Raw genomic sequence first — 26,292 nt, forward strand, 5'->3', positions numbered from 1 at the left:
ACACAGCGGCGACTTCGCCACGCGGACACCCGTCCCTCCCCCCAACCGCACAGTCCACGGTGCCACCATGAAAACCAGAATCTCCACGCGCAGTGGCGTCCTCGCCCTGCTCGGCGCAGCCGCTTTGCTTGTCATCGCCGTACGCGGCACCCTGCCGCTCATGGCCGGCGAGCTCAAGCCGAATCCGGCCTCCAGTCCCACGCTGACCCATGAAGGCGAGGCCATCGTCGTTCCTGCCGGATCGGCGCTGCGCAGTACCCTGAAAACCGCCACCATCGAGGCCCGTCCGATGGCCATCCCCTTCAGCCTGCCGGCCGTGGTGGAAGCTGATCCCGCCAAGCTGGCCAGGATTCTGCCGCCGACGACCGGGCGCATCGTGCTGCTGCACAAGCGCCTGGGCGATGCGGTCAAGGCCGGCGAGGTCTTGTTCGAAATCGATTCCTCCGACCTGGGCCAGGCCGTCAGCGATGCGCGCAAGGCGCAGGCAGCGGTGCAGCTGGCACGACGCAATCTGGAACGCCAGCGCAGCCTGGACCAGGCCAACATTTCCGCGCGGCGCGACCTGGAACAGGCGCAGAGCGACTATGAGCAGGCCGACAGCGAAGCCGCCCGCGCCCAGGCGCGCGTGGCCGCACTCGGCGGCACCGCAAGCAGCAGCGGTACAGCGCGGCTGGCGGTGCGCTCGCCCGTGAGTGGGCACGTGATCGAGCTCAATGCCGCCGCCGGGAGCTTCTGGAACGACGCCACGGCCTCGGTGATGACGGTGGCCGATCTGTCCTCCGTCTACGTCACCGCCAGCGCCCAGGAGAAGGACCTGGCGCGCCTGCGTCCCGGCCAGGACGCCGATCTGACGCTGGACGCCTATCCGGGCCAGGTACTGCCATCGAGGGTGCAATCGGTGGCCCAGGTACTGGACCCGGATACCCGCACCGTGAAGGTCCGCATGCGCGCCGCCAATCCCGATGAACGGCTCAAGCCGGGCATGTTCGCCCAGGCCACCCTGCACGAGCCGTCCCGGCCCGGTCTGCTGGTGCCGATGACGGCGGTGGTGCAAAGCGGCTTTGCCAATCGCGTCTTCGTGGAAGTGGCCCCGTGGAAATTCGCGGCCCGCAAGGTCAGCCTCGGCGCGCAGATCGGCGATGCGGTTGAAGTGACCGCCGGTCTGGCATCGGGCGACCGCGTCGTCACCCAGGATGGAGTGCTGCTCAATGATTGAACGTCTCGTCAACCTCTGCTTCCAGCGCCGCGGCATCGTCCAGCTGGTGTTCCTGCTGGCCGCCCTGTACGGCTGGTATTGCTGGAACCAGCTGCCGCTGGAAGCCTATCCCGACATCGCCGACGTCACCTCGCAGGTGGTCACCCAGGTCAACGGCCTGGCCGCCGAAGAGGTGGAACAGCAGATCACCATTCCGCTGGAGCGCCAGATCATGGGCACGCCGGGCATGCACGTGATGCGCTCGGAGAGCACCTTTGGCCTCTCGCTCATCACGGTGGTCTTCAATGATGGCGCCGAAGACTACTGGTCGCGCCAGCGCCTGCAGGAGCGCATCGCCGCCGTCAGCCTGCCCTATGGCGCGCAGCCGGGGCTGGATGCGCTGACCTCGCCCATCGGCGAGATCTACCGCTATACCCTGCAATCGAAGACGCGCGACCTGCGTGAACTCTCCGAGCTGCAGTTCTGGAAGGTGATTCCGCGCTTGAAGCAAGTCTCCGGCGTGGTGGATGTGTCCAATTTCGGCGGGCTCACGACGCAGTTCATGCTGCAGCTGGATCCGGCCAAACTGGTCAAGTACAACACCTCGCTGAGCCAGATCAGCCAGGCCATCTCGGCCAACAATGCCAATGCCGGCGGCAGTATCATGAAACGCGGCGAACAGGGCCTGGTCATTCGCGGCGTCGGACTCATCCGCAGCCTGGACGACCTGGGCAATATCGTGGTGTCGCAAAAGAATGGCGTGCCGGTGCTGGTCAAGGATCTGGGCCAGGTGGTGCTGGGCAACCAGGAGCGCCATGGCGTGCTGGGCATCGATGGCCAGTCCGATGCCATCGAAGGCATCACCCTGCTGTTGAAGAACGAAAATCCCTCGCGCGTGATGGAAGGCGTCCATGCGGCCGTGCAGGACCTCAACGAACACATCCTGCCCAAGGACGTGAAGATCGTGCCCTACATCGACCGCAGCAAGCTGGTGGACGCCACCGTGCATACGGTCGGCAAGACGCTGGTGGAAGGCATGCTGCTGGTGTCGCTGGTGCTGCTGCTGTTCCTGGGCAGTGCGCGCGCAGCGGCCATCGTGGCCATGACCATTCCGCTGTCGCTGCTGACGGCCTTCATCCTGATGCATCATTTCAAGATCCCGGCCAACCTGCTGTCGCTGGGGGCGATCGACTTCGGCATCCTGGTCGATGGTGCCATCGTGCTGGTGGAAAGCGTGCTGCGCCTGCGCGAAGAACGTCCGCAAGGCGAGATTACCGGTGCCGACATCCAGCAGCTGATGCGCCAGCTGGCGCGGCCGATCTTCTTCGGCATGCTGGTCATCATCATTGCCTACCTGCCCCTGTTCGCCTTCCAGCGCATCGAGTACAAGCTGTTCGCGCCGATGGCCTTTGCGGTCGGCTTCGCCCTGCTGGGCGCGCTGCTGGTGGCCTTGCTGCTGACGCCCGGCCTGTCCTGGCTGGCCTATCGCAAACCGGTGAAGATCTTCCATAACCCGGTGCTGGCCTGGCTGGAGCCGCGTTACCGCCAGGTGCTGGGACGGCTGGTCGGCAAGTCGCGCTTCGTGCTGGCCGCCACCGCCCTGACCCTGGCCGCCATCGGCGTGCTGGGAGCGACCATCGGGCGCGACTTCCTGCCGTATCTGGATGAGGGCTCGATCTGGCTGCAGGTGCAATTGCCGCCGGGCGTGTCGCTGGACAAGGCCAGCGAGCTGGCCGACCGGCTGCGTGCCGCGACCCGCGAGTTTCCCGAGGTCGAGCACATCGTGACCCAGGTGGGCCGCAATGACGATGGCACCGATCCGTTCACGCCCTCCCACATCGAGGCTGCGGTGACGCTGCATCCCTATTCCGAATGGGCCTCCGGCTGGACCAAGCAGGAACTGATCGCGCACATGGCCGAGCGCTACAAGAAGCTGGCCGGCATCGACGTCGGTTTCACGCAGCCCATGATCGATGGCGTGCTGGACAAGCTTTCCGGCTCGCACAGCGACCTGGCCGTCAAGATCTACGGCAACGACTTCGGCGAGATGCGCGTGCTGGCCACGGCCGTGCAAGGCGTGCTGCAAGACGTGCCGGGCGCGGCTGACGTGGTCATCGACCAGGAGCCGCGCCTGCCCCAGGTGCGCGTGAATGTGGACCGTGCTGCCGCCGCCCGGCTGGGCATCAACGTGGCCGACATCATGGCGCTGATCCAGACCGGCATCGGCGGCAGTCCGGTGACCCAGGTCTTCATCGAGGAACGCAGCTACAACGTGGCCGCCGTCTTCAATGGCCGCGCCCGCTCCACGCCCGAGGCGCTGGGCAACCTGACGCTGGTGGCCGCCAACGGTGCGCACATCGCACTGTCGCAGGTCGCGCACATCACCATGGAAGATGGCGAGACCACCATCACCCGCGAGATGAACCGCCGCCACCTGACGGTGCGCCTGAACCTGCGCGGCCGCGACCTGGCCTCCTTCCTGGATGACGCCAAGGCACGCATCGCGCAGCAGGTGCAATACGACCACGGCCGCTACCAGATCGCCTGGGGTGGCCAGTTCGAGAACCAGCAGCGGGCCCAGGCGCGCCTGGCGCTGATCCTGCCGATGGCGCTGGCCCTGATGTTCGTGCTGCTGTTTGCCGAGTTCAAGAACCTGCGCCAGCCTGCGCTCATTCTGCTGTGCGTTCCGCTGGCCACGCTGGGCGGACTGGTGGCGCTGCATCTGCGCGGCATGACGCTCAACGTGTCCTCGGCGGTGGGCTTCATTGCCCTGTTCGGGGTGGCCGTGCTCAACGCCATCATCATGATGTCGAACCTGAATCGCTGGGTTGCGCGGTCCGGCCTGCCGCTGCGCGAAGCCGTCATCAGCGCTGCGCTGGAACGCATGCGGCCGGTGCTCATGACCGCGACGGTCGCCGCGCTCGGCCTGGTCCCGGCCGCCATTGCCCACGGTCTGGGCAGCGACGTGCAGCGGCCGCTGGCCACGGTAGTGGTGGGCGGCCTGATGAGCGCCACCCTGCTGACCCTGGTCTTGCTGCCCGCCTTGTACTACCTGGTCGAATCGAAGCTGGCGCGGCCTGCGCAAGCGCCTTCCGATGACCCTGCCAACGCCCGATGAGGATGACTTCACCATGTTCCTGACTCCTGTCACTCTCCGCCTGCTGCGCTGGCCCAGCCTGGCCTGCAGCACCGCGCTCGCGCTGACCCTCGGCGGCTGCGCCGTCGGTCCTGACTTCAAACAACCCGCTGCCCCGGCGGTCAGCAGCTACACCGCCGAGAAGGTGGAAACCACAGCGTCTCTCGATGGCCAGCATTTCGTGGCCGGGCAGGATGTGCCGGCGCAGTGGTGGAAGGTCTTTGGCTCGCCGGCGCTGGATGCGCTGGTCGACCAGGCCTTGGCCCACAACGCCGACCTGGAAGCGGCGCAGGCCGCCCTGCGCGCGGCGCGCGAGTCCGCCGCGGCCCAGGGCGGCGGGCTCTGGCCCAGCGTGGACCTGCATTTCATGCCCACGCGCCAGAAGGTCGCCGATACCCTGGCCAGTCCGCTGGCCGACAACAGCTACATCTACAACCTGCACACCGCCCAGCTCAATATCGCCTATGCCCCGGACATCTTCGGCGGAACACGCCGCCAGATCGAGGCGGGCCGGGCGCAGGCCGAGGTGCAGCGCTTCCAGCGCAATGCCACCTACCTGACGCTGGTGTCCAACGTGGTGCTGGCCGTGGTCAATGAAGCGGCGCTGCGTGAGCAGTTGCAGGCCGCTGAACAGGCCGCCGCTCTCGCCGCACGGCAGCTGGATCTGGTGCGCCAGCAACGCGCGCTGGGGGCGCTGGGGCTGGCTGACGTGGCGGCCCAGGAAAGCCTGCTGGCGCAGGCCCAGGCGGCCTTGCCGGCCCTGCGCAAGCAACTGGCCCAGCAGCGCGACCAGATCGCCGTGCTGGCAGGACGCTTCCCCGGGGAAGGCGGCAGCCCGCAACTGCCGCTGTCGGCCCTGACCCTGCCGGCCGAGCTGCCGCTGAGCCTGCCGTCGACGCTGGTGCAGCAACGCCCCGACGTGCGCGCCGCGCAGGCGCAACTGCAGGCGGCCTCGGCCCAGGTCGGCGTGGCCATCGCCAACCGGCTGCCCAGCTTCAACATCACCGGCACCATCGGCAGTTCGGCGCAGGAGTTCTCCAAGCTGTTCACCTCGGGACCCGGCTTCTGGACCTTGGGGTTGGACCTGGCCACGCCCCTCTTCCATGGCGGCAGTCTGCAACATCAGCAGCGCGCGGCCGAGGCCGGGCTGGATCAGGCCGGCGCACAGTACCGCAGTGTGGTGGTGGGCGCGTTCCAGAACGTGGCCGACACCTTGCATGCCATTGCTGCCGATGCCGACGGGCTGGCAGCTGCCACACGCGCCGAGAGCGCGGCCCAGCGCAGCTTCGATGCCGCGCAGGCGCAATGGAAGGCCGGCATCGCGGGCTATCCGCAGGTCCTGCTGGCACAGCAGAACCTGCTGACGGCCAGCCAGTCGAGGGTACAGGCGCAAGCCGCGCGCCTGGCCGATACCGTGGCGCTGTTCCAGGCACTAGGTGGCGGCTGGTGGCATCAGGACCTGTAACCGCTCACACCACCACAATGTCACGGAGGGCGCGGCCGGCATGCCGCCGCTCTCCGTCACCCGGAGACCCGATCATGAAACTGCCCCCGACCTCTTTGCTCTTGCTGCTGAGCGCGCTGGCCCTGACGGCCTGTGCCTGGACGCCATCATCTCCGGCCCACCGAGCCAGCAACACGCCCGGCGTGGTGGAAGGCTTCATCGATCCGGACACGCCGGCCGACCAGTTGCCACCCTGCGTGGCAAAACAACTGGCCAAGCTGCGTGGCGGCACGCGCTTTGCCGCCATCGGCTATCGCCACTGGGCCAGCCATTTCCATGGCACTGCCTACACCGCGCTGGCCGACGGCACCGCTTTGCAACTGCATCAGAAAGTGCTGATTGTTCCCGGAGACTGCAATCGCGGCGACCTGGCGCAACTACTGGAACCGACCTGGATTCCCGTCATGAACAACGCCCCCCCGTAATGCTCAGAACCAGTGATTGGCCTGCTTCAGATCGCTGCGCAACTCGCGGAAGCAATGATCGGTCCAGTGGCTGCGGCTGACCTCATTGCGCCGCATGAGGACGATCTTGCGTTTCAGGGTCGGCTGCCGCAGCGGGGCCACGTGCAGGCTGTCATCGCGCAGATACGTGGTGTAGAGGCTGGGCATGATGCCGATGGCAATCCCCGAGCGCACCACCCCATAGAGTGATTCGCTGTGCACGACTTGATAGCGCCGCGAGGATGCCAGCCCGTGCTGCATCAGCGCTGCGGAAGCAAATTCCCACACGCTGCCCTGGGTGAACAGCACGATCTCTTCCCCCGCCATCTGCCGCCACTGCACCTCCTTGGCCCCCGACAGGGGATGGCGGCGCGAGACGATCAGCACCAGTTCATCTTCGAACAGGGTCACCGTCTCCAGCGTCTGTGAGGACAGCGAATCGGGCGGCTTGATGCCCACGCAGAAATCCAGCTTCCCCGAATGCAGCGCGTCCAGCAGGGCATCATTGGGCATGTCCTGTAGCAGAATTTCCACATGTTCGTCATGCGCCTGGTTGTAGCGCGCGATCACCGCCGCCGTCAGCGTCACCGCCGAGGGAATCGCACCGACCCGGATGCGATGGCGTCCGGTGCCGATGGCGTGCTCGATGTCGTCGAAGATGTTGCTGGCCGTATTGAGCAGATGGCGGGCGTATTCCAGCACCACGCTGCCCTGCGCGGTCAGGCTGATCTGGTGCGTGGTGCGGTCGAAAAGCCGCGTGCCGAGCTGGTTTTCGAGCTGCTTGATGGAAGCCGACAGGGCCGGCTGGGTCACCGCCAGGGCATCCGCAGCACGGCTGAAGCTGTTGGTGTCGGCCAGTGTGACCAGCGCCTGCAGATGGCGCAGGGTGACTTTCTGATTCAGTTTGATCATGGCAAGCCCGCAAAACAAGTTGGCAATCCCCCAGTCCATGCAGAATCAGCTGACGGGAAACGCGGCATCGTTATAAATTGAATTTATGAAATTATAAATATAAACAAATTATATTATTTAACGTCTTGTCCTATCCTCCACACCGTTCGCAGCACATTCCAACAATGAACGGTCGCAAGGCCATCTTCAATACCACAGGGGCAGGCATGAAAAAACACTGGATGATAGGCGCGCTGGCCATTCCGGCAGCGCTGGCAGGCGCACAGGCACAGGCGCAGAGCAAGGTCGAGATCTACGGTCTCATCTCGGGCGGCGTGGGTTATCTCACCAACCAGGGCGGTCCGCACAACTTCGAGGCGCTCTCGGGGACCAACCAGAATCCGCGCATCGGCTTCCGCGGCCAGGAAGACCTGGGCGGCGGCACCCGCGCCATCTTCACGCTGGAAAACGGCTTCAACATGATGACCGGCGCGGCCTCGCAGAGTGGCCGCCTGTTCGGCCGCCAGTCCTGGGTCGGCCTGGCCTCCAACAGCATGGGTACCGTGACCCTGGGCCGCCAGTACGAAGCGGTCAAGGACTACCTGGGTCCGGTGGTCATCGCCAGCAACGGCGTGCACATCGGCGACAACGACAACGGCTACAACAACCTGCGCGTGCAGAACTCGGTCAAGTATGTCAGCCCGATGTTCAACGATTTCAACGTCACTGCCTTGTATGGATTTGGCGAAGCCGCCGGTGATGCATCGGTCAACCGCGTCATGAGCATCGGCTCCGGCTACAAGGGCGGCAACTTCCGCTGGGCCGTGGCCTTCACCCAGATGGACCAGCCCAACAGCACCAAGAGCCCCGATGGCGCCATGGGCAACGACTACGCCAGCTCGCTGCTGATCTTCAACAAGAGCGCGGTCAACAGCTCGGCCGGCGTACGCCGCCAGCGCATCGCCGGTACCGGCGGTTTCTATACCGTCGGCAAGACCGACTTCGGTGCCATGTACAGCAACGTCAAGTACGAATACCTGGACAACACCAGGCTGACGCTGCAGAACTTCGACATCAACCTGGTGCACCACTACACGCCGGCCCTGAACCTGGGCGCGTCCTACTTCTATACCACCGGCAAGTACGACACCATCAACAAGAACCCGAAGTGGCATCAGATCAACCTGCAGGCGGATTACTTCCTGTCCAAGCGCACCGACGTGGCCATTACCTACAGCTACCAGCTGGCGGCAGGTGATGCGACCAAGGCCACCATCTTCGGTTTCCCCTCGTCCAGCGACAAGAAGCAGGCCGTGCTGATGCTGGGCATGCGTCACGTGTTCTAAGTTTCATCTGCTCTCCCCAGGCCTGGCCAGTGGCTCCCGCGCTGGCCGGGCCTACAATATGCAGTCTTTTCACCGGTATCAAGGATCGCCATGTTCAAGCCCGCTCGTTGCTCTCGTCCCCTCGCCGCCCTGGCCATGACCGGCCTCGGCCTGTCCCTGCTGGCGGCCCCGGCCCACGCGGAAAAGCGCACGCTGGTGCTGTCGGCGTATCCGATTTCCCAGCCGCTGTTCAACAAGCTGGTCTATGCGCCCTTCAAGGAAAAATGCGGCTGCGAAATCGTGGTGGAAACCGGCAACAATGCCGACCGCATCGCCAAGCTCGACGCCCGCCGCAACAATCCGGTGGTGGACCTGGTGCTGCTGTCGGACTTCGGCATGCTCGAAGCGGCGCGCAAGGGCCTGGTGCAGCCGCTGGACTATGCCAGGCTGAAGAATTACAGCCAGATCTATCCCTTCGCCCGCAATCCCATCGGCGGCAATTACGCGGTCGGCTACACCATCTATTCGGTCGGCCTGGTGTACCGCAGCGACAAGACGCGTGCCCCGCAATCCTGGAAAGACCTGTGGAGTCCCGAACTGAAGGGCCGCCTGGCGCTGCCCGACGTGAGCACCACGCAAGGCCCGCTGGCCCTGCAGATGGCCGACCTGGCCTGGGGTGGCAAGGGCGGCGACTATGCCGCCGGCATGCAGAAGATCCTCTCGATCAAGAACAACGTGGTGACCTTCACCAAGAACAGCGCGCAGTTGTCGTCGCTGTTCGCCCAGGACGAGATCTGGGTGGCACCGGTAGCACGCTTCACCTGGTCGCAACTGATGAAGACCGGCATGCCGCTGAAATGGGCCATCCCCGCCGAGGGCCAGGCCGCCGGCATGAACGTGATGGGCATCGTCGCCAAATCGAAGAATGCCGACCTGGCCTACCAGCTGATGGACTTCTGGCTCTCCAAGGAGGTGCAGACGGCCCTGGCCATGGAACTGGTGGATTCGCCGGTCAATACCCAAGTCGTGCTGCCCAAGGACAAGGCCGAATTCAATACCTATGGCGGTGAACACATTGCCTCGCTCAAGTTCGTCAAGCCGGAAGACCTGCTGAAGTACCGCTCGGGCTGGCTGGAACAGTGGAACAAGGGCATCAGCAAATAAGCGAAATCCTTCATGTCGTGGCGACGCCTGCCGGGTGCAGTGCGCCGCCCTTTTCTTTCCGGACCCCGTTAGCGCCCCATGCTCGCCTCTTCCAAATCACGCCTCGGACTGATGCTGGTCACGCCTGCGCTGATCTTCACATCGGTCTGTTTCCTGCTGCCGGTGGCGGCTTTGCTGCTGGATGCCTTCCGCATCGGCGGACCCGACAGCCTCGATGGCGGCCCGCTGCAATGGAGCCTGGCTCGCTTCGCCGATTTCTTTGCCGAGCCGCTGCACCTGCAGGTGCTGTGGCGCACCCTGCGCATTGCCGCCCTGGTGACGCTCTGTTCGGCCCTGCTCTGCTATCCCGCCGCCCAGGCCATCGTGCGCGTGCATGCGCGCTGGCGCGGGCTGGTGCTGGGCATGATGATCCTGCCGCTGATGGTCTCGCCCATTGCGCGCACCTATGCCTGGATCGTGCTGTTCGGACGCAACGGCGCGGTCAACGCGGTGCTGTTGCATCTCGGGCTGACCGATGAGCCGCAACGCCTGCTCTTCACCGAGATGGCGGTCTTCGTGGGCCTGCTGCAATTGCTGTTGCCGCTGATGTTGATGTCGCTGGTCAGCGCCATGGAAAACATTTCCGCCGACCTGGCGCTGGCCGCCTCCACGCTGGGCGCCAATGCCTGGCAGGTGTTCACCCGCGTGACCCTGCCGCTGACGCAGGAAGGCTTGATCGTCGGCGGCACCCTGGTCTTTACCGGCAGCGTCACCGCCTACGTCACTCCGGCCCTGCTGGGCGGACCGAAGGTCCTGATGCTGGAAACCCTGCTTTACCAGAAGGTCAGCGTGGAAAGTGATTTCGGCACCGCCAACGTGATTGCGGTGATCCTGGTGGCGATGACGCTGGCCGTCAACGCCGGTCTCAAACGCATTGCCGCTCCCCGGAGGACGACATGAAACAAGGACTCTTCCCGCGCGTGGTGCTGTGGGCCGTGATGCTGTTCCTGCTGGGCCCCTTCATCATCGTCTTCCTGGCCGGGTTCAGCGGCGGCGAAACGCTGGCCTTCCCGCCGCCTTCGTATTCCCTGCGCTGGATCGTCTCGGTGCTGCAGGCCGATGAATTCCGCCAGGCCTTCGGCACCAGCCTGCAGATCGGCTTGCTCGCGACCGTGATCGCGCTGCTGCTGGGCGTGCCGGTGGCTTATGCGATGTCGCGCATGCCGCCGCCGGGCATGGCGGTGATCAAGCAGGTGCTGACTTCACCGCTGATCATCCCGGCCATGCTGGTCGGTCTGGGCCTGTTGCGCCACTTCGTGCTGCTGGTCGATGCGCCGGTGTTCCTGGGCCTGCTGATCGGCCACGTCGGGCTGCTCACGCCCTATGCGGTGCGGGTGGTCTATTCCAGCCTGGCCAACCTGCGGGTCGATATCGAGGAAGCCGCCATCACGCTGGGGGCCACGCGACTCCAGACCTTCCGGCTGGTGGTGCTGCCCAATATCCGGGGCGCGGTGATTGCGGCCTTCTTCCTGGCCTTCGTGACCTCCTTCAACCAGGTGCCGGTGTCGCTGTTCCTCACCGGCCCGGGCATCAGCACCCTGCCCATCGAGATGCTGGGCCACATGGAAAACAGTTTCGATCCCTCCATTGCGGCGCTGTCCACGCTGCTGGTGCTGTTCACCATGGCCTTCGTGCTGGTCACCGAGAAGGTGCTGGGCATTTCCAAATACATGTGATGTGAGAACCTGATGAGTTACCTGAATCTGCAGCAAGTGGCGCTCGGCTACGGCAACGCCAGGACCGCGGTGGAAGGCCTGGACCTGGCCGTGCAACGTGGCGAACTGATTTCTCTGCTGGGCCCCAGCGGCTGCGGCAAGACCACCACCATGCGCGCCATCGCCGGCCTGATCGACCTGCGCGCCGGCCGCATCACGCTCGATGGCCGCGATATCAGCCGCCTGCCGCCCAACAAGCGCGACATCGGTCTGGTGTTCCAGTCCTATGCGCTGTTCCCGCACCTGAACGTGTTCGACAACGTGGCCTTCGGCCTTCGTCTGCGCAAAGTGCCGGCCGCCGAACTGCGCCAGCGCGTTGAGAAGGTCATCGCAGCGGTCGGCCTCAGCGGTTTTGAAGCGCGCCTGCCGGCGCAGATGTCGGGCGGCCAGCAACAGCGCGTGGCGCTGGCGCGCGCCATTGTGATCGAACCCAAGCTGCTGTTGCTGGATGAACCGCTGTCCAACCTCGATGCCAAGCTGCGCGTGCAGATGCGCGCCGAGCTGCGCCGCATCCAGCGCGAACTGGGCATCACCATGCTCTACGTCACGCACGATCAGGATGAGGCGCTGGCCATGTCGGACCGTATCGTTGTCATGAACAGCGGCAAGATCGAGCAGCTCGATACGCCCGAGCAGCTCTTCAATGCGCCACGCACGCGCTTCGTGGCCAACTTCATGGGCTTCGAGAACCTGTTCGATTATCGCGACGGCCAGTTGCACGGCGCGGCGGGACAACTGCCGCTCCCCGGCCTGCCCGCCAACACCGCCTGCGCCGGCTGGCGAGTACAGCAGGTGCAGGTCGGCAGCGGTCCGTATGAGGGCCGCGTGCTCTCGCGCGGCTTCCTCGGCGAGCATGTCGAATACCTGCTGCAGACCGCCCTGGGCGAGGTGCGCGGTATGGCCCCGGCGGCGCAGGCATCGGCACGTGAAGGCGACACCGTCCGCTTCGACCTGCCGGCGCAGGACGCGCTGGCGCTGGCCGCCTGAGCCTTTCCCCTGGACCTTTGAAGAAGAAGACAAACATGCACAAGATCTGGCTCGATACCGACCCCGGCTTTGACGACTGGCTGGCCATGCTGATGCTGTCGGCCAACCTGGAAGTGAACTGGCTGGGCGTCTCCGTGGTGGCAGGCAATGCCCCGCTGGTCACCACCTACGACAATGCGCTGCGCATCAAGCAGCATTACCAGCTCGACGTGCCCGTCTATGCGGGCTGCGAGCGGCCGCTGGCCGGCGCCGTGGAAACCGCACAAGGCATCCTCGGCGAATCCGGCATGGCGACCACCGGCGAGGCCCTGCCCCAGGTCGACATCGCCGACCTCGAGGCACGCCAGTCGCGGCAACTGCAACGCGACCCGCTGCCGCATGCGGTGGATGCCATGATCGAGGCGATCCGCCTGCATGCGGGCGAGATCACGCTCATGTGCATCGCCCCGCTGACCAATGTGGCCGTGGCCTTGCAGCGCGCGCCCGAGATCGCGGGCATGGTCAAGGAAATCATTCTCATGGGCGGCTCGGCCGACCAGGGCAATCACACCGCTGCCGCTGAATTCAATATCTATGCCGATCCGGAAGCGGCCGATGTGGTGTTCCGCTCCGGCATCCCGCTGCGCATGTTCGGCCTGAACCTGTGTCGCCAGCTGCTGGTGACCGCCGCTGAAGTGCAGCAGGTGCGCGCCTTGGGCACACCGCGCGCGAAGTGGCTGGCGGGCTACTTCGATGCCTACCTGCGCATCCGCAGTCCCGACGGCTCGGTGCCGATGCCGATGTATGACCCGGCGGTGGCCATCTGGCTCAAGCGTCCGGAATTGTTCAGCTTCCAGCCGGCACGGGTGGACATCGAATTGCAGGGCCGTCTCACGCGTGGCATGACCGTCTGCGAATTCCGCGTGCCGCGCCGCGCCCCGGCCAACACCGAGGTCGCCATGACGGTCGATGGCCCGCGTGCCATGCAATGCATGATGCAGGAATTGCTGGGCAGCCTCTCCTGAAGAGGCCGCCCTCCCAGCACACCGGCCCCGGCCCTCTCCACTGATTTGCGTTTCATGACCTTCGACAACCAACACCAAGACGACACTGGCCCGCTCACGCTCGAACAATTCGTGCGCGCGCTGCCCAAGGTCGAACTGCATTGCCACCTGTTCGGCGCGGTGCGCCGCGAGACCTTCAGCGATCTCTCCGCCCGCGCCGGTCATCCGGTCTCGCCGGAAGAGATCGAAGCCTTCTATACCCGTGGTGAAAAACCGGTGGGCGTACTGCGCGTACTGCGCGCGCTGGATGCCGAGCTGATCCGACAGCCTGGCGATCTCTACCGCATCACCTACGAATACCTGGAGGATGCCCACGCCCATGGCGTGGCCTGGAGCGAATTCTTCTGGAATCCGACCGGTACGGTGCGCGTGTCCGGCATCCCCTATGCCAATGCGCAGGACGCCATCGTGCGCGCCATCGTCGATGCCGAACGCGAAATCGGCATCATCGGCCGCCTGATCCCCAGCATTGACCGCGAGGCCAGTCCGGAAGAAGCCGTCGCCATGGTGCAGTGGATGCTGGCCGCCCGCGTCCCGCAGGTGCCGGGCATCGGCATGGATTACCGCGAAAACGACCGCCCGCCGGAACTGTTCGAAGCCGCCTACCGCCTGGCGCGCGAAGCCGGCCTGAAGACCACCGCCCATGCCGGTGAATTCGGCATGCCTTGGCACAACGTGGCCACCGCCATCGACCTGCTGCAGGTGGACCGCGTCGACCACGGCTACACCATCGTCGACAATCCCGATCTGATGCAGCACTGCATCGGCCGCGGGCTGGTCTTCACGGTGGTGCCGACCAATTCCTACTACTTGCGCACGCTGCCCCCGCAGCGATGGGCGCAGGATCACCCGATTCGCCAGATGCTGGCGGCCGGGCTGCGCCTGCATCCCAACACCGACGATCCGACCTTGCATCTGGTGACCCCGACCGGGGCCTGGATGTTGATGCTGCAGCTCGGGGCCACGGTGGAGGATTTCCGGGACTTCATGCGCAATGGGCTGGATGCGGCCTGGATGGATGAGGACTTGCGCAGCCAATGGCAGCAGGCCTGGAGCGAGCGCTACGATCAATTGCGCGCGCGCCTGCAGACCTGATCACCGGGGCATCAACGGGACATGTCGATGACCAGCTCGCCCTCGCCGGTACCCTCACCCGTCTCCAGGCGGAAGCGGGCCATCAGTGCGGCCATGCGTTCGGTCGCCAGGCGCATGGCTTCTGCGGCGGCCGACGATTGCTGCACCAGCAGCACGTTGCGCTGCGTAGCCTGATCGATGGCGCTGACCGACTGGCTGATGCGGCGCGCCCCGGCCGATTGCTGGCTGCTGGCGCTGGCCACCTCGCCGATGAGCTGATTGAGCCGTCCCACCTGCGCCACCACTTCCTGCATGCTGCGACCGGCCGTTTGCGCGCGCCGGCTTCCTTGATTGATGCGCGCCATCGCATCGTTCAGCAAGACCCTGATCTCCTGCGCCGCATCGGCGCTGCGGCGGGCCAGCTGCCGCACTTCATCTGCCACCACTGAAAAAGCCTGGCCATGGGTGCCGGCATGGGCCGCCTCGACGGCTGCATTCAGCGCAAGCAGATTGGTCTGGGAAGAAAGGCCATCGAGTTTGGCCACGATCTCTTCGATACGCCCGGCCGCCAGGTGCACCGCGTGCATGTTGCCGACCATCTCGCTGACCGCCACGCCGCCCTCCAGCGCCGCTTGCGCCGCCGACCGGGTCAGGCTGCAGGCTTGCTGCGCGCGGTCGGCGCTCTGCTGCACGGCCTGATTCAACTGTTCCATGGCGATAGCCGCCTGCTGCAGGGAACCGGCCTGCTGGGTGGCCCGTCTGGTCAGATTGAGCGCCCCCTCGGCGATCTCCCCGGCGGAACCCCGCATGACCCGCGCCCCGTGCCTGACCTCCCGCACCAGATGGCTCAAGCCCTGGCGCATGTCTTGGAGGGACGACAGCAGTTGCCCGGTTTCGCCCTGGAAGCCCCCATCGATGCGTCCGCACAGATCGCCCTTGGCCACCCGCGAGGCCACCTGGGCCGCCTGCGACAGCGGACCGGTCACCAGCCGGTACAGACTGGCCACACTCACTATCATCACCAGCAGCAGCAAGCCGCCCACTGCGGCCACCACGGTATCGAGCCGCTCCCTGGCCTGACGCGCCCCCAGGATGTCCGCCCGGGTGCGGGTGTCCAGCATGGCCTGCAGTGCTTCCAGCGGGCGCATCATGGCGGCCCGCGCCGTTTCGTAGCGCGGTTCGTGGAGCAGTCGGCGGGCCTGTTCGAGCGGGTCTTCGCGCAGGGCCGCATCAATCAGGACGCGGTCCCGCGTATGCCGCCGCACCAGTTCCATGGCGCGCAACTCGATGGCCAGCACCGCACCGGACCGGCTGCGCACTTCCTCCACCTTCGCCATCTCATCGCGGCTGAAGCCGGCCTGCTGCATCAGCTCGCCAAGCGGCACGATGACCGCGCTGTCCGGACGCGGCGGCCGGCCATCCGCATCCACCAAGTCCCAGTAGATGCGCTCGTAGTGTTCCGGGCGGGGACGGCGGCCGTCACGGATTTCCGCAACGGCCTGATATTGGCGTTCGGCCTGGTATTCACCGGTGGCCACGAAGCTGCGCGCCAGGCGGCTCAGGTCGTCAGCACCCTGGCGCAGCTCGGCCACCAGCCGCTGTGCCTGTTCGCGCCGCTCACTGGCGATAGCCATGCGGTCTTCGGCTTCCAGCGCTGCCACTGACAGGGCAATGAGCAGCGCCAACAGCAAGGCGACCACCACGCTCAAGGCGGACACGATCTGCCGCATGGAAAAATATTTGTAGATGGACATGCTCCCCTCGCTGATTCGACTGAAGATGCCGGGCCCGGGCCTGCGCGCCGGGCGGCGGCGTCTCGGCGGGGACGGCAAGCGGACGATACGTGGGGAGCCCGTCCTTGTGCGCGAGGGGCCAGATATGCTGAACGAATCTCGAATTACTTCGCTTTTTATCTCGAAATTATTTGAATTTCTCTCTAAAACTATCCGTTTACTTGCCAAATAATTCGGCTCTTTTTTCTACTTTCGGAGACAGTCTTCCAACGAAAGAGCGAGCGCCAGCAGAAAAACGCACCAAGGTTCACAATAGCAGTCTTTGCCATGCAGCATCCGCTCTCCATGAACCCTGTCAGTCCCGCCACACGGCCTGTGCCGCGCCATCCGCCGAATCACCCGAAGTTCCTGCTGTTCCTGATCTGCGCCTTTGCCTCGGCGGGCCAGTTGGCCATCGACTTGTACGTGCCGGCCCTGCCGCAGATGGCAATCGACTGCGGCACCTCGGCCCAGGCCATCCAGACCAGCGTGACCGGCTACCTGATCGCCTACGCCTTTGGCCAGCTGGCGTTCGGACCGCTGGCCGATGCCTGGGGTCGCAAGCGCGTCCTGATGCTGGGGCTGGGCCTGTTCACGCTGGGATGCGTGCTGACGCTGCTGGCCCCCAACCTGGAAACCTTCGTCGCGGCACGGGTGCTGCAGGGCTTCGGCATTGCCGCCACCAATTTGCTGGCCAAGGCCATCATCACCGATTCCTTTGTCGGCCAAACCCTGGTGCATGCCTACACCTACATGGCCATTGCCTGGGGCCTGGCACCGATCATTGCGCCGGTGATCGGGGCGCACTTGCAGGAAGCCTTCGGCTGGCGTTCCTGCCTGGTGTTCCTGCTGCTGTATTCGTTCGCGATGTGGGCCATCCTGTGGCGCTATCGGGAAACTTTGGCCGAGCCGGTGCACCTGCATCCGGCGACCCTGCTCAAGAATGCGCGCATGGTGCTGGCCAGCCCGGTGTTCCAGAGCTGTTTCCTGGCCCAGGGGCTGTGCTACAGCATCCTGCTGGTGTTCAACATCGTCGGTCCCTTCATGGTGCAGAACACGCTGCGCCAGCCGCCGACCTTCTTCGGCTACCTGGCGCTGGCGATCGGGATGATGTATTTCCTGGGCGGCATCTCCAACCGCATCCACCATCGCCGCCTGCCCTCGGCCGAACAGCGGCTGCGCATCGGCGCGCGGGTGATGACGGCGGCGGCCTTTGCCATGCTGGCCCTGGCCTTGCTGGTGGGGCTGACGGTGTGGACCCTCATCACGCCGGTGCTGGTGATGGCCTTCTGCGCCGGGGCCATGTATCCCACGCTGATGGCCAAGGGCAATTCGATCTTTCCGCACATTGCCGGACTGACCAGCGCCATCCTGGGCTTTGCGCTGCTGCTGGTGTCCTCGGGCATGATGGGGCTGGCCGGGTTCGTCTCCATCCACAGCCTGACGCCGCTGGCGGTGTTCTTCTGCATCGTCGGCCTGACCGTGATTGCCATGGTGGGCAAGCTGCTGCAGCACCTGCAGGTACCGGCGGCTGCGGCGACGTTGCAAGTCAGACCATCAGAAAAACCCTGATATCCGCCGCCTCCCGGCAGGCATACGATGTGGCCATCGACACTGATTCATTCCCGGGAGGACCCCATGGCCATCATCCAGACCTTGCTGCACTACGGTAGCTATCTCGCCGCGTTCTACGCCGTCTATCTGCTGGCGGGCAGCCTGGCGTTCGGGCTGGTGCTCTGGCAGAAGGTCTACGGCAAGGCGCAGCGCCAGCCGGTGCCGGTGCGCGTGCGTGTGCATTCGGAGCGGATGGACGGACGCGAGCGTGATTCGTATTACCGCTGAAGCGTGAATACTGTGATGGGTCGAACGTAGACAATCGCTGTTCGCCTGCAGGTCAGCCAAGGGCTGGATTCGTGGAATCCGGCCCTTTGTCTTTGGTGATGCTCCCCATCCGTTCAGAACAACTCCTGCTGCGGCGAGGTCACCGCCGCAAAACTGTCGCCCACGAAGACCAGGATGGCATCGGCCACCGGGGCCAGCTGGCGTTCCAGGTAATGGCCGTAGTCGATGGCGGCGCGGCGTTTTTCCAGGGGTTCCGGTCCGGCCGTGGTCATGACGTAGTTGATCCAGCCGCCTTGCTGGTATTGCAGCGGACGCCCGCCTTCCTCGTTGACCTGGTCGGCCATGCGCGCAGCGCGCACGTGGGGCGGGACGTTCTTTTCGTAATGGTCGAGCTGGCGGCGCAGGCGCTTGCGATATACCAGCAGATCATCCAGCCGCCCGGCCAGCAGGTCGGCCACGTAGCCGGTGACGAAGTCGCGGTAAGGCTCGCCCCGGAAGATGCGCAGATACAGTGCCTGCTGGAAGCGCTGCGCCAGCGGCGACCAGTCGGTGCGCACCGTCTCCAGTCCCCTGTAGGTGACCTTGTCCTCGCCTTCGCTGGTCCGCACGTAACCGGCGTAGCGCTTCTTGCTGCCGGTCTCGGCCCCGCGCACATGCGGCATCAGGAAACGCTGGTAATGCACCTCGAACTGCAGTTCCAGCGCGCTTTCCAGCTGATACTGCCCGGCCAGATGGCGACGCCACCAGTCATTGATGCGCGCGGTCAGCTGCAGACCGATCTGGCGCGCCTCGTCATCGCCATGCGGCCGACGCAACCACACGAAAGTGGAATCGGTATCGCCATAGATGACTTCGTAACCCGCCTCCTCGATCAGCTCGCGCGTGCGATGCATGATCTCGTGCCCGCGCCGGGTGATGGACGAGGCCAGGCGCGAATCGAAGAAGCGGCAGCCGGTCGACCCCAGCACGCCGTAAAAGGAATTCATGATGATCTTCAGCGCCTGCTGCAACGGCTTGTTGCCCTGGGCCTTGGCGGCCTCGCGACCCTGCCAGATCTGCTCGATGATGGCCGGCAGGCTGTGGCTGCGGCGTGAGAAGCGGGCGCCGTTGTAGCCGGGCACGGTCTCGCTCTCCGGCTCATTCAGGGTGCCATCGACCAGCCCGACCGGATCGATCAGGAAGCTGCGGATGATGCTGGGATACAGGCTCTTGTAGTCCAGCACGATCACCGAGTCATACAGCCCCGCGCGCGAATCCATCACGAAACCACCCGGACTGGCCAGTGCCTCGGCATCCCCGAGATTGGGGGCGACGTAGCCCTTGCGATGCATGTGCGGCAGATACAGATGCGTGAACGCCGCCACCGAACCGCCGCTGCGGTCGGCCTGCAGGCCGGTCACGCTGGCGCGTTCCAGCAGGAAGGAGAGAATGTCGGTCTTGGCGAAGATGCGCGTGACCAGTTCACAGTCCTTGATGTTGTAGGTGGCCAGGGCTGCCTTGTCCTCGTTGAACATGCGATCGATCTCATCCATGCGCTGATACGGCGTGGCAATGGCCTTGCCTTCGCCCAGCAGCGATTGCGCCACGTTCTCCAGACTGAAGGACGGGAAATTCCAGAACGCCCCGCGCAGGCTTTCAATGCCGTCGATCACCAGCCGGCCCGCTGCGTTGACCAGCAGGTGATTGGCGCGCATGCCATGTTCGCGCCATTCCAGTGCCCGTCCCGCACGGCCCAGGCGCAGCGTGGTGTGGTATTTCTCCGCCTGCTTCTGCAGTACGTTGAGGTCGAACTGCACCAGGTTCCAGCCGATGAGCGCATCCGGATCGTGGCGTGCCACCCAGTCATTGAGGCTGTCGATCAGTTCCTTGCGGCTCTGGCAGAACTTCAGTGCGAAATCCACCGACGCCACCGCGCCACTGGGCGGCCCCAGCGCATAGACGCTGCGCTGGCCGCAGCCTTCGATGGCGATGCTGTAGAGCTCGCCCTCCCAGCTGGTTTCGATATCCAGCGACGCCAGCCTGAGCGGCGGACGATAGCCCGGCAAGGCACGAATGCGCGCTTCTGCCAGCACCCCGTGCCCATCGTCCACGCCCTGAAAGGCCAGCGGGGCATTGATGAAACGCTCCATCAGATAACGTTCGGGCGGACGGATATCGGCTTCATAGACACTGATGCCAGCGGCGATCAGGGTCTTCTCCATCTTCAGCAGCTTGCGGTACTGGCGCGCATACAAGCCCAGCACCGGGCGCTGGCTGACATCTTTGAGATGTTCCAGCGCACGCAGTTCCATACCGGGTTCGCGGGCGATCAAGGCCTGCACGCGTTCGGCCTCGGCTTGCGGCACGAAGGCCACCGCTGTCTGCGGCGGCAAGCGCAGGCATTGCGGACCGTCATCAGTGGCCACCCACAGCTCGATCTCCACCCCGGCCGGGGTATCGCGCCAGTGCCGGGACAACAGGAAGCCTGCGCGTTCGCCGGGGCGCAAGGCGGTGGAGGAAAGAGGAGCGGCTGAGTCGGTCACCGTCAATAGCGGGCTGGTGCGGATGGAGACGGGATTGTAGAACTCATTTCATCAATAGGCGAGAGTGCGAGCGAGTCCCGTTTGGGATGAAGTGCAAGGCGCGAATTTGGGTCAAGACTGGGCGTCTTGACCCAAATTCGTAACGCAGCAATTCGCCCAAACGGGCCGCTCCCTCCGGGTTCTGCCCAGAAAGGGCGCTGGCCGCGTTGCGCTCCTTGCGTGTGGCACCGCCACACGACGCGTCGCGCGCCTTGCCAGCGCCCTTTCTGGGCAGAACGCATCTCACGCCTATTGATGAAATGAGTTCTACTTGGATGTGGGCGAGCTTGCGCGACTGCGCACGGGCAATTGTGAAGAACGGCCAACATGCTTTTTCAGCTGCAAAGATTTTAAAAAAATTCCGTTTCTTCTCCGCGTTTTGGGCAGCCAATGGCAGTGCGATGCTGGCGCCCATCACGTCCCCGCAATACGGAGAGTCTCGCCATGAAAGCCCTGCCCCTCATCCTCCTGCTCAGCAGCGCCAGCCTGTTGGGTGCGCTGGAACTCCCGCCGGCGCGTGCCGCCAGCTTCGACTGCAGCAAGGCCGGTTCGGCCAATGAAAAGACCATCTGCCGGGATGCCGAGCTGTCCGCGCTGGACGATCAACTGGGCCACGCCTACCGCCGCGCGCGCCAGGCCGCAGCCGATCAACGTGCTTTCCGCACCGCCAGCGATGCGCAATGGCGCTGGCGCGAAGACAACTGCCGCGACCGCGCCTGCCTGCTGGCCTGGTATCAGCGTCGCCAGAGCGAACTGGAGGCACAAGCCGCGCCGGCCATCGCAGCGGCCCTGCTCACCGCCAAAGGAAATGCGACTTCACCTGCGCCCGCCCTGGTCGCAGTGCCCCCTGCCCAGGTCCCGCTTGCGGCACCGGCCGCCCCGGGCTTGCGGCTGGGCCTGGACGCGCGCCAGATCGACCACCTGGCGCCGGCAGGCAGCACGCCCTGGCCGCATTACGCGCGGGCCGAACGCGGCCAGTATTTCTATCGCGACCCCGAGGCCGGCGAGACCCAACCGCTGGTGGCCGTGCGCTATTACGGCATCGAAAACGGCCAGTACATCCTGGAAGCCGTGCGCGGCCAGACCGTGCTGCGCTACACCTGCAGCGCTGACTGCCGCTACATCGCACAGCTGGCCCTCCCCGGCGACGTGGAAAAGGATACGGTGATCGTCAGCAATGACCGCGCATCGCTGCCCGGACTGATCGTGAGCGATGCGGTCAACGGCTTGCTGGCGCCGGTGCAATCGCGCTAAAGCGGCGTCACGGATGAGATTGCGTTCTTGTCCTACACGCCTTTGCGAAGGCGGATGACAGGCAGGAGAAATCGCCAGCGGCATACTGCGCAACATCGAGCATGGTGCGCATGCTCCCCTTGCCCTGGCGAGAAGCTCCTATGAAGAAAATCGAATTCGACGGTTACCTGCTGGTCTATCAGGCCGATGATAGCGAAGGCCGCTGGAAAGGCTCCTACGCGATCCTGAAGGATCGTGCAGAAATCACCCGGGGCTCCCTGCCCCTGTCCGCCCATTCGGAGGACGAAGCCGTCGGCGAGATTCTGGCAGCCGCGCGCCGCCAGACCAGTCTTGCCATCGCGGCCTAGGTTCTCACACCACCTACACTACTGTTTCGCGCAGGCTGCGGCGATGGGCCAGTTCCATCAGCCGCCGCAAGGCGTGGACCAGTTCAAAGCGGCTGCGCGAACGCCCCAGCGAGAGACGAATGTGCGGCGCACCGCTGCGCGCGGGTTCGCCGTCACCGGCCTGGAAACTGTCCTGCGCAACCACGTTGAGCCCAGCCTCCCTGGCCTTGCGGACGAAGTCCTGCCCCTTCCAGTGTTCCGGCAAGGCCTTCCAGAGATGGATGCCGCCGCTATCGGCCGGCCCTTCCTCACCCAGCGTACGCAAGGCCAGCGCCTGGCGCGCCCAGGCTTCCTGGCGGATGCCTTCGGCCAGCATGGCGGCGGTGCCATCGTGGATCCACTGCGTCGACAGCGCCGTGGTCAGCGGCGTGGACATCAATACGAAAGACCGCAGTGCAGCCAGCACGTCGTCCTGTGCCTGCCCCTCAGGGGTGAGCACATAGGCGGTCCGCAATCCGGGGAGCAGGCACTTGGCCAGCGTGGACACGTAAAACACATGCCGCGGTGCATAGTGCGCCAGCGGCCTGGGCGCATGGGCCGCAAAGCGCCAGTAGGGATCATCTTCGATGATGCGCAGATCGAGCCGGGTGGCGACGGAAGCGATCTCGGCGCGGCGCGTGGCCGGCATGGTGCGGGTGGTCGGATTCTGCAGCGTGGGATTGAGATAGACCAGCCGCGCGCCATGCTTGCGCACCATGGTCGTGAGCAGATCCGGGCGCATGCCTTCGTGATCCACGCCGACCGCGACCACGCGGCGCCCGAGCTGGGCTGCCGCCGCCAGCAGCCCAGGATAGGCCAGCGGTTCGGCCAGCACGGTTTCACCCGGCCGGGTCTGCGACAGCAGCAAGGCGGCCAGGGCCGACTGCGCCCCCGGACAGGCCAGCACCCGGTCATCTTCCACCGGGCCCAGCATGTCCTGCAGCCACATCGCACCGGCGGCGCGGTCGGCACTGCTGCCACCGCCCAGGTGATACGTCATCAGCAGATCGACATCGCTGTGCATCAGCACCTGCGACACGCCCTGGCGCAGCAGGTCATCCAGATCGATACCGGCCGGCGGCGGCGGGATGTTCATCGACAGGTCGATCACCTGGCTCAGGTCCACCTTGGGCGCGGCCACGAAACTCCCGGCGGCGCCGCGTCCTTCCAGCAACTGGCGGCGGCGCGCCTCGCCATAGGCGCGGGTGACGGTGGTGAGATCGACATCGAGGCGATCAGCCAGCATCCGCTGCGGCGGCAGGCGATCGCCGGGCTTGAGGCGTTCGTCGGCGATGGCCTGCTCCAGAAAGCCCACGATCTGCAGATAACGTGGACCGCCATGAGCCGTGAAGCGGCTGATCCAGTCCAGGGAGGGATCTGCGGTGTGTGAAGGGTTCGGTCGGGCCATGGAAAATCCTGGTGAAGGGCTGCCTGCCGGCAGGTGTACAGGCAGACATCTAGTATGGATGCACCAACAACAAAAATCCATACATCCCAACTGCCCCTTGTGCCAAGGTTTTCCGGGCTGCTGGCGTTTATGCGGAGGCCGTGCGCATCCATTCCACCGCATCTTCTCCTGCGGCGATGCGCATCGGCGCGGCCGCCTCGGTCGCCGCACGCCAGACCGCTTCGGCTACATCGCTGGCGTGGGTGATCTGGCTGTGATCCTGGAAATTGTTGAACACTTGCGCTGCGAGCGCGCCGTAAGCATCCGGGATCGCCCCTTCCATGCGCTGCCGGGCATTCTCGGCGAAGCGGGTCTGCGGTGCGCGCCCCGGCAGGACCAGACGCGCCTGCACGCCGACGCTGGCCAGTTCGAGGGCGACGGATTCGGTGAAGGCATTCACGGCAGCCTTGCTGGCCGTGTAGACCGCCAGCAGCGGTAAGGAGCGCAAGGTCACCGAGGAGGTGACATTGACGATCACGCCCGCGCCGCGCTGGCGCATCTGCGGGATGACCGCCTGTGTCATGGCGATGCTGCCGAGGGTGTTGGTGTCGAAGATCTCGCGCACCTGCTCCATGGGCTGGGCTTCGACGGCGGCAAGCGCGCCGATACCGGCATTGTTGACCAGCACGTCAATCGGGCCGGCCTCTGCGATGGCAGCGGCGATGCTGGTAGCGCTGGTCACATCCAGCGGCAGGATGCGCAGCCGGGGCGAGTCGGGCAGCAAGTCGCTGCGCGGTGTACGCATGGTGGCGATGACCTGCCAGTCGCGTTGCAGGAAGTACGAGGCGATTTCGAGGCCGAAGCCGGACGAACAGCCGGTGATGAGGACGGTTTTCATGCTGGATTCCTTGTGAGGTGTAAGAGAACAAGGCGAAGAATAGGCGCCCGCAGCCGGACTTGCTACAATCCAGAGTCCATCATTCATTGGCAATCGTCCAGCCATGTCCGAACCATCACTCACCGATCCCCTGGCGGAAGTGGTCAGTCTGCTGCAGCCGGCCGCCCGCTACACCAAGTACGTCCAGGGTGCCGGTGGCTGGCGGGTGCAGCGTTCACGGCCGGAGCTGGCCTTCTATTGCGCGGTGCTGGAGGGCAGTTGCCGCATCCTGCGCGCAGATGCCGGCGCAATGACCGAGGAGACCTGCATCGTGCTGCACGCCGGCGATTTTTTCCTGGCCCCGGCCTTGCAGGGTTTTACCCTGGCCAGCATGGACGATTGCGATGACGCCCTGCTCGATGAAGACAATCCGCCGCCGCGTCTGTCCGATGGCCGCTATCACCTGGGGACGCTGGGCTTGCCGCCGCAGGTGCAACTGGTGGTCGGCCATTGCGTCTTCGCCTCGCCCGATACGCCGCTGCTGCTCTCGCTGCTGCCCAGCCTGGTTGTGGTGCGCGCCCATGCGCGTCTGCATACGCTGGTGCAACTGGTGGGCGACGAATACCGCGCCGAGCGTCCGGCGCGCGACGTCGTGCTGGCGCGTCTGCTGGAGGTGCTGCTGATCGAAGCCCTGCGTTCCGGCACCGACACCGGAGCGGCCGCCACACCCGGCCTGCTGCGGGGTCTGGGCGATGTACGGCTCGCTGCGGCGCTGCGATCCATACATGCGCGGCCCGCCGACAACTGGAACGTGCTGCGGCTGGCGCGGGCTGCTGCGCTGTCGCGCTCCTCCTTCTTTGAACGCTTCCGCCGTGAAGTCGGACTGGCTCCGATGGAATACCTGCTGGCCTGGCGCATGGCGCTGGCCAAGCGCCTGCTGCTGGGCGAGGCGGCCTCCATGGCGACGGTGGCTCAGCAGGTAGGCTACAGCTCGGCTTCCACCTTCAGCGTGGCCTTCAGCCGGCATGTCGGCGTGCCGCCGTCGCAGTTCGCCCAGCAGGGCAAGGCCTAAGCCGCCACGAAGCCGACCCGTTCCATGGTTCCGATGTGCATGCTCAGCAGCTGCACGGCACGGTCGGTCTTCTTGTCGCGCAGGGCTTCGATGATGAGGCGGTGATCGTGATCCGAACGCGGCTGCCAGCCGCGCTTGAAGCCGGTCGAGAACAGGTAGCGTGAATTGGTCAGCTGCAGTTGCTTCAACACCGCCAGCAGGCGCGGCATGCCACATTCGCTGGAGAGGATGTCGTGGAACAGGTTGTTGGCGGCATCCCATTCGATCAGCGATGCGGCCTGGGCACAGGCCTCCTGGGCGGCTTCCAGGCGGGCGATGTGCTCGGGGCCGAACTTGCGGATGCTGTGGCGCAGGGCCAGGATTTCCAGCGAGCCGCGCATCTCGGCATTTTCCTTGACCGCCGCCCGGTCCACCTGCGTGACCCGCACCCCGCGACGGGGCAATGTGAGCACCAATCCCTCGGCTTCCAACTGGCGAAACGCTTCCCGTACCGGCACGTGGCTGGACTGGAATTCCTGCGCCACGTGATCCTGCCGAAGCGCCGCCCCGCCTGCGATTTCGCCGCGGATGATGCGCGTGCGCAGGACCTCCGCGATGCGTTCGACGGTGCTTGGATGCTCGGAATGATGCGCCATGTTTTTATAGA

The 26,292-nt window shown here is 65.2% G+C and carries 24 protein-coding genes; 17 read left to right on the forward strand and 7 right to left on the reverse strand.

The features are described 5' to 3' along the window. The first annotated feature begins 67 nt into the window (after nucleotides 1-67). The 4 genes from JOD78_RS03600 (at nucleotide 68) to JOD78_RS03615 (ending at nucleotide 6,260) form a co-directional block, all read left to right on the forward strand. Complete coding sequence (locus JOD78_RS03600) at nucleotides 68-1,216, forward strand: efflux RND transporter periplasmic adaptor subunit (RefSeq protein WP_121045536.1); 1,149 nt, start codon at nucleotides 68-70, stop codon at nucleotides 1,214-1,216. Then, entirely contained in the window at nucleotides 1,209-4,313 is a 3,105-nt protein-coding gene (locus JOD78_RS03605; protein ID WP_209569755.1) for a CusA/CzcA family heavy metal efflux RND transporter, read from the forward strand. Before JOD78_RS03600 ends, JOD78_RS03605 begins: the two co-directional genes overlap by 8 nt. Next, nucleotides 4,291-5,796, forward strand: coding sequence for an efflux transporter outer membrane subunit (locus JOD78_RS03610; protein WP_348534247.1), 1,506 nt, complete (start codon nucleotides 4,291-4,293; stop codon nucleotides 5,794-5,796). Before JOD78_RS03605 ends, JOD78_RS03610 begins: the two co-directional genes overlap by 23 nt. A 74-nt stretch (nucleotides 5,797-5,870) precedes the next feature. Beyond that, nucleotides 5,871-6,260: a hypothetical protein gene (locus JOD78_RS03615; RefSeq protein WP_209569753.1), complete on the forward strand. Its 390-nt coding sequence runs from the start codon at nucleotides 5,871-5,873 to the stop codon at nucleotides 6,258-6,260. A gap of 3 nt (nucleotides 6,261-6,263) precedes the next feature. On the opposite strand, the gene JOD78_RS03620 is transcribed toward JOD78_RS03615, so the two are convergent. Then, a complete protein-coding gene (locus JOD78_RS03620) occupies nucleotides 6,264-7,190 on the reverse strand; it encodes a LysR family transcriptional regulator (protein WP_034330341.1) in 927 nt (308 codons plus the stop codon). Between the two features lie 206 nt (nucleotides 7,191-7,396). Between JOD78_RS03620 and JOD78_RS03625 the strand changes: the two genes are divergently transcribed. The 7 genes from JOD78_RS03625 to JOD78_RS03655 all read left to right on the forward strand — a co-directional run bounded on the left by JOD78_RS03625 (nucleotide 7,397) and on the right by JOD78_RS03655 (nucleotide 14,537). Beyond that, complete coding sequence (locus tag JOD78_RS03625) at nucleotides 7,397-8,515, forward strand: porin (protein WP_209569751.1); 1,119 nt, start codon at nucleotides 7,397-7,399, stop codon at nucleotides 8,513-8,515. Nucleotides 8,516-8,605: 90 nt separating this feature from the next. Further along, nucleotides 8,606-9,658: an ABC transporter substrate-binding protein gene (locus tag JOD78_RS03630; protein ID WP_039785808.1), complete on the forward strand. Its 1,053-nt coding sequence runs from the start codon at nucleotides 8,606-8,608 to the stop codon at nucleotides 9,656-9,658. Between the two features lie 78 nt (nucleotides 9,659-9,736). Next, nucleotides 9,737-10,597 carry an ABC transporter permease gene (locus JOD78_RS03635; RefSeq protein ID WP_209569748.1) on the forward strand — a complete coding sequence of 287 codons (861 nt, stop codon included), beginning with the start codon at nucleotides 9,737-9,739 and terminating at the stop codon, nucleotides 10,595-10,597. Next, the gene (locus tag JOD78_RS03640; protein WP_121045541.1) at nucleotides 10,594-11,373 is read left to right on the forward strand and encodes an ABC transporter permease; all 780 of its coding nucleotides are present in this window, start codon (nucleotides 10,594-10,596) and stop codon (nucleotides 11,371-11,373) included. Before JOD78_RS03635 ends, JOD78_RS03640 begins: the two co-directional genes overlap by 4 nt. 12 nt (nucleotides 11,374-11,385) lie before the next feature. After that, the gene (locus JOD78_RS03645; protein WP_204726420.1) at nucleotides 11,386-12,399 is read left to right on the forward strand and encodes an ABC transporter ATP-binding protein; all 1,014 of its coding nucleotides are present in this window, start codon (nucleotides 11,386-11,388) and stop codon (nucleotides 12,397-12,399) included. 35 nt (nucleotides 12,400-12,434) lie between these two features. Then, a complete protein-coding gene (locus JOD78_RS03650; RefSeq protein ID WP_209569746.1) occupies nucleotides 12,435-13,403 on the forward strand; it encodes a nucleoside hydrolase in 969 nt (322 codons plus the stop codon). 54 nt (nucleotides 13,404-13,457) lie between these two features. Then, nucleotides 13,458-14,537 carry an adenosine deaminase gene (locus tag JOD78_RS03655; RefSeq protein ID WP_209569745.1) on the forward strand — a complete coding sequence of 360 codons (1,080 nt, stop codon included), beginning with the start codon at nucleotides 13,458-13,460 and terminating at the stop codon, nucleotides 14,535-14,537. Nucleotides 14,538-14,548: 11 nt separating this feature from the next. Here the strand turns inward: JOD78_RS03655 and JOD78_RS03660 are convergent, their stop codons facing one another. After that, entirely contained in the window at nucleotides 14,549-16,270 is a 1,722-nt protein-coding gene (locus JOD78_RS03660; RefSeq protein ID WP_209569742.1) for a methyl-accepting chemotaxis protein, read from the reverse strand. Here JOD78_RS03660 and JOD78_RS03665 point away from each other — a divergent pair. The 3 genes from JOD78_RS03665 (at nucleotide 16,263) to JOD78_RS03675 (ending at nucleotide 18,130) form a co-directional block, all read left to right on the forward strand. Next, nucleotides 16,263-16,481, forward strand: coding sequence for a hypothetical protein (locus tag JOD78_RS03665; protein ID WP_209569741.1), 219 nt, complete (start codon nucleotides 16,263-16,265; stop codon nucleotides 16,479-16,481). The two genes, JOD78_RS03660 and JOD78_RS03665, sit on opposite strands and share 8 nt — an antisense overlap. Before the next feature lie 113 nt (nucleotides 16,482-16,594). Next, nucleotides 16,595-17,860, forward strand: coding sequence for a multidrug effflux MFS transporter (locus tag JOD78_RS03670; RefSeq protein WP_209569738.1), 1,266 nt, complete (start codon nucleotides 16,595-16,597; stop codon nucleotides 17,858-17,860). A 66-nt stretch (nucleotides 17,861-17,926) separates the two neighbouring features. Then, a complete protein-coding gene (locus JOD78_RS03675; RefSeq protein ID WP_039785818.1) occupies nucleotides 17,927-18,130 on the forward strand; it encodes a hypothetical protein in 204 nt (67 codons plus the stop codon). Between the two features lie 113 nt (nucleotides 18,131-18,243). On the opposite strand, the gene JOD78_RS03680 is transcribed toward JOD78_RS03675, so the two are convergent. Further along, complete coding sequence (locus JOD78_RS03680) at nucleotides 18,244-20,652, reverse strand: DNA polymerase II (RefSeq protein WP_348534248.1); 2,409 nt, start codon at nucleotides 20,650-20,652, stop codon at nucleotides 18,244-18,246. A 43-nt stretch (nucleotides 20,653-20,695) separates the two neighbouring features. Further along, nucleotides 20,696-21,106 carry a hypothetical protein gene (locus JOD78_RS03685; RefSeq protein ID WP_134136393.1) on the reverse strand — a complete coding sequence of 137 codons (411 nt, stop codon included), beginning with the start codon at nucleotides 21,104-21,106 and terminating at the stop codon, nucleotides 20,696-20,698. A gap of 29 nt (nucleotides 21,107-21,135) precedes the next feature. On the opposite strand from JOD78_RS03685, the gene JOD78_RS03690 reads away from it, so the two are divergent. Then, a complete protein-coding gene (locus JOD78_RS03690) occupies nucleotides 21,136-21,945 on the forward strand; it encodes a hypothetical protein (protein WP_245201973.1) in 810 nt (269 codons plus the stop codon). A gap of 140 nt (nucleotides 21,946-22,085) precedes the next feature. Continuing rightward, nucleotides 22,086-22,292: a hypothetical protein gene (locus tag JOD78_RS03695; protein WP_166675067.1), complete on the forward strand. Its 207-nt coding sequence runs from the start codon at nucleotides 22,086-22,088 to the stop codon at nucleotides 22,290-22,292. Between the two features lie 13 nt (nucleotides 22,293-22,305). Here JOD78_RS03695 and JOD78_RS03700 read toward each other — a convergent pair whose 3' ends face one another. Further along, a complete protein-coding gene (locus JOD78_RS03700) occupies nucleotides 22,306-23,718 on the reverse strand; it encodes a PLP-dependent aminotransferase family protein (protein WP_121045550.1) in 1,413 nt (470 codons plus the stop codon). Nucleotides 23,719-23,845: 127 nt separating this feature from the next. Further along, nucleotides 23,846-24,595: an SDR family oxidoreductase gene (locus tag JOD78_RS03705; RefSeq protein WP_209569736.1), complete on the reverse strand. Its 750-nt coding sequence runs from the start codon at nucleotides 24,593-24,595 to the stop codon at nucleotides 23,846-23,848. A 103-nt stretch (nucleotides 24,596-24,698) separates the two neighbouring features. Between JOD78_RS03705 and JOD78_RS03710 the strand changes: the two genes are divergently transcribed. Then, the gene (locus JOD78_RS03710) at nucleotides 24,699-25,646 is read left to right on the forward strand and encodes an AraC family transcriptional regulator (protein WP_121045552.1); all 948 of its coding nucleotides are present in this window, start codon (nucleotides 24,699-24,701) and stop codon (nucleotides 25,644-25,646) included. Here the strand turns inward: JOD78_RS03710 and JOD78_RS03715 are convergent. Continuing rightward, nucleotides 25,643-26,281, reverse strand: coding sequence for a GntR family transcriptional regulator (locus JOD78_RS03715; protein ID WP_039785832.1), 639 nt, complete (start codon nucleotides 26,279-26,281; stop codon nucleotides 25,643-25,645). The genes JOD78_RS03710 and JOD78_RS03715 overlap by 4 nt on opposite strands. Nucleotides 26,282-26,292 lie beyond the last annotated feature (11 nt).

The organism is Herbaspirillum sp. 1130, assembly GCF_017833835.1.
Classification (GTDB): domain Bacteria; phylum Pseudomonadota; class Gammaproteobacteria; order Burkholderiales; family Burkholderiaceae_D; genus Herbaspirillum; species Herbaspirillum huttiense.